The organism is Klebsiella sp. GG_Kp173, from assembly GCF_040062415.1.
Taxonomy (GTDB): Bacteria; Pseudomonadota; Gammaproteobacteria; order Enterobacterales; family Enterobacteriaceae; genus Klebsiella; species Klebsiella quasipneumoniae.
On record NZ_JBEAFZ010000062.1, the window covers coordinates 1 to 1,693 of the forward strand.

4 protein-coding genes are annotated in these 1,693 nt (G+C 44.9%); 1 reads left to right on the top strand and 3 read right to left on the bottom strand.

Annotated elements, in window-relative coordinates:
* Window positions 1–156: 156 nt before the first annotated feature.
* The 3 genes from ABLU50_RS16140 to tolA form a co-directional block, all read right to left on the bottom strand.
* Window positions 157–639: a GNAT family N-acetyltransferase gene (locus tag ABLU50_RS16140; protein ID WP_023288256.1), complete on the bottom strand. Its 483-nt coding sequence runs from the start codon at window positions 637–639 to the stop codon at window positions 157–159.
* Window positions 627–893, bottom strand: a complete 267-nt coding sequence (locus ABLU50_RS16145; RefSeq protein WP_003026799.1) for a DUF1778 domain-containing protein — start codon at window positions 891–893, stop codon at window positions 627–629. Before ABLU50_RS16145 ends, ABLU50_RS16140 begins: the two co-directional genes overlap by 13 nt.
* Window positions 894–1,131: 238 nt before the next feature.
* Window positions 1,132–1,647 carry a cell envelope integrity protein TolA gene (tolA, locus tag ABLU50_RS16150; RefSeq protein WP_236949624.1) on the bottom strand — a complete coding sequence of 172 codons (516 nt, stop codon included), beginning with the start codon at window positions 1,645–1,647 and terminating at the stop codon, window positions 1,132–1,134.
* Between tolA and ABLU50_RS16155 the strand changes: the two genes are divergently transcribed.
* Window positions 1,627–1,693 (top strand): hypothetical protein (locus ABLU50_RS16155; RefSeq protein ID WP_244442386.1); only part of this gene is annotated, 67 nt, incomplete at its 3' end. The two genes, tolA and ABLU50_RS16155, sit on opposite strands and share 21 nt — an antisense overlap.

The window sequence follows — 1,693 nt, forward strand, 5'->3', positions numbered from 1 at the left end:
TAGCGCGGACATCTGAATTGAGCCACAGGCGGACATTACTATTGAGCCATTACAACATCAATGCGTATAATCATGATTATGTTAAATGTTGAAATAAATGATATGATAATCAATATGTTACGTCGGTGTCAGTCACTTCCCCACTCCAGTAACCAGTCATGGAAGTTTAAGGAACAGAGTCCGCTCATGAGTTTGTGATGCCTTAAATCCATGGTGAACATAGAAGCCTTTGGCTTCTTCAGTAAGCGCGTGAACCATTATCGCACGAACGCCAATATTCTCAGCTACGCGATAACAGCGTAGAACCGCATCGTGAAGTAAATCGGCGCCAACCCCTTTTCCGTGCAATGAGATATCTACCGCCAGGCGAGCGAGTATAATCACCGGTATAGGATCTGGCATGTTACGCCGAAGACTACCTGTCGCTTCCGTATGGTTAACGCTACCGGTGGCCAGAGAGTAAAAACCAGCTACTTGCTTCGTACCCGTCTTGCAAACAACGAACGTTCGGGCAGCGCCAAGAGCCTGATTTTTTAAACCTCTCTGTTTTAGCCATTCATCGAGTACCGTTTCTCCACTGACGAACTCGGCCAGCTGATGAGCGCTGGATAACGGCTCGGGCGCTGTTATACATCCCACTGAGGTTTCCTTGCCAGTAGTTTATTAATGGCGGGCTCATCCTCGACTGGTGCATCGAGCATATCGATGAACTCTGCATACTGTTCGTCGTTAAAATTGAAAACACGGCGATCAAGGATCACGTTCTCCGCAGCCTTGCAGGCCATCTCAAGAATGAAGTCGGTTCGCGATTTATGAAGGATTTCTGCAGCGGCATCGATGAGTGCCCTCTGAGACTCTTTAGCTCTTAGGTTGAGTTGAACATCTGATTTCATACACACCTCTTTTGTATAGCGATTGCTATACAAGCATAACACAACACGAACGTATAGCAAATGCTATGCACCTCAAAGTGCCGAAAATGAGTTTTATGTTAAATATCAACAGGTTGAAACATAACAGCAAGACTGGAAGCAACATTAAAGTGTATCCTCAACAATCCCACCATTAAGGTGAAAACACGGAATGTGGCCCCCAAGGTCTTTTCAGCAAAAGCCATCTCAAACTTCATTTCTATAGTCTGAAATCAAGATCGGCATTTTTGACCCTCTGATATGTTTCGTCATCTGGTGCGGCGGGTATTTTTGCTCGTGTAATCGCTGAAATGGCTGCTTTACACAATTTTGCATCACCCTCTTTTGCTGTCGCACTGTTCACTGAACCATCAGGCTGAAGAGAGATACGGATAGAGCAGGTTTTTCCTTTATGCGCATCGGGTTCATACATTTCGGCAACAATGGCATTCCTTATTTGTGTCGCATATCCGAGTATTTTTGAATGCTCCGGGGGAACTGTTGGAGATCGTAGGCCACCTAAAAGATCATCAACTTCCGCAGATTTATCGCTGTCGGGCATAACCCTGACGTTTGTTTTTTGAGTATGGTTTGAACAGGCAGTTATAAGTAGAAAAAGGGTGAGTATGGGCGCTGACAACACTCTTAAATACATGTTAAAACTCCTGTTTTCATCTCCAGGTGGCTTTGTTGAATAAATCGAACTTTTGCTGAGTTGAAGGATCATATCACGCATCTTCCCGACAACGCAGACCGTTCCGTGGCAAAGCAAAAGTTCAAAA

Excerpts from the sequence above, each read along its gene's own strand:
- ABLU50_RS16145 (WP_003026799.1), bottom strand. The coding sequence starts at position 893 with ATGAAATCAGATGTTCAACTCAACCTAAGAGCTAAAGAGTCTCAGAGG.
- tolA (WP_236949624.1), bottom strand. The coding sequence starts at position 1,647 with ATGCGTGATATGATCCTTCAACTCAGCAAAAGTTCGATTTATTCAACA.